The sequence below is a fragment of the Wolbachia endosymbiont of Drosophila incompta genome, assembly GCF_001758565.1.
Lineage (GTDB): Bacteria > Pseudomonadota > Alphaproteobacteria > Rickettsiales > Anaplasmataceae > Wolbachia > Wolbachia pipientis.
Genome location: NZ_CP011148.1, coordinates 381,743 through 382,727, shown reverse-complemented (window position 1 = coordinate 382,727; position 985 = coordinate 381,743). Strand labels below are relative to the sequence as shown.

Genomic DNA, 985 nt, shown 5'->3' with positions numbered 1-985 from the left:
TATCATAGAGACCTCCTATACAGTCAAAATTGGAATTACATTAAGATAGAACAAGCTATGAATATAACGTGAATGAAAGAAACTACAGATCACGAAATTTCCGGATAACTATGGAACCATTATAAAATAATAAAATTAAAAATTTAATAATTTAATTATAAATCTAGCATATCAACTAACGGTATGATTTAAATTTTCTTTCAATTCCACTGTATCTTCGCCAGTTTTGCATACAGCCCGTCTTTACTCATTAGAAAGTCATGAGTTCCTACTTCTTCTACTTTTCCATGATTAATTACTATAATCTTGTCAGTCTTGAGTGCGGTTGATAGCCTGTGTGTAATTACGATTGTTGTTCTGTTTTGCATTAACTTGCTCAATGCTTTTTGCACGAGGTTCTCACTTTTGTAATCAAGGGCAGAGGTTGCTTCATCCAGTATTAAAACCTGAGGATTGTTGAGTATGGCCCTTGCTATTACAATACGTTGTTTTTGTCCTTCAGAAAGTTTTAATCCTCTTTTTCCTACAAATGTATCAAATTTATCAGGCAGCTTATCAATAAATTCCATCGCATAAGCGCTGATGGCTGCTTGCTTCACTTCCTCATATTCGGCACCTGGTTTGCCATATAGTATATTTTCCATTATTGAGCAAGAAAATATCATGTGATCTTGTGGCACTAAGCCAAACAACGATCTGAGGTCATTTAGCGCAATTGACTTAATATTGTGCCCATCGATAGTAATGCTACCTTTGTTTGGATCATGAAAACGGAGCAGAAGCTTTAAAATGGTGCTTTTACCACTGCCAGATGGTCCAACAATTGATACTGCTTGACCTGCCTCTATAGAAAATGATACGTTATCTAATGCTGGCTTATCAGCATAAAAAAATGTTACACCATTAAACGAAATTCCTTTTTGAACACTATAAATTTTTATAGGATCATCGGCATCTACTATAGAGCTTTTCATATTTTTAAATT

Annotated in this window: 1 protein-coding gene; it reads right to left on the bottom strand. The window is 34.2% G+C overall.

The features are described from left to right. Window positions 1–200: 200 nt before the first annotated feature. Window positions 201–974, bottom strand: coding sequence for an ABC transporter ATP-binding protein (locus WG67_RS08195; RefSeq protein WP_458694999.1), 774 nt, complete (start codon window positions 972–974; stop codon window positions 201–203). Between the last annotated feature and the right edge of the window lie 11 nt (window positions 975–985).

What these genes read in the sequence shown, in the direction of transcription:
- WG67_RS08195 (WP_458694999.1), bottom strand. Translation starts at nt 974, where the DNA reads ATGAAAAGCTCTATAGTAGATGCCGATGATCCTATAAAAATTTATAGT.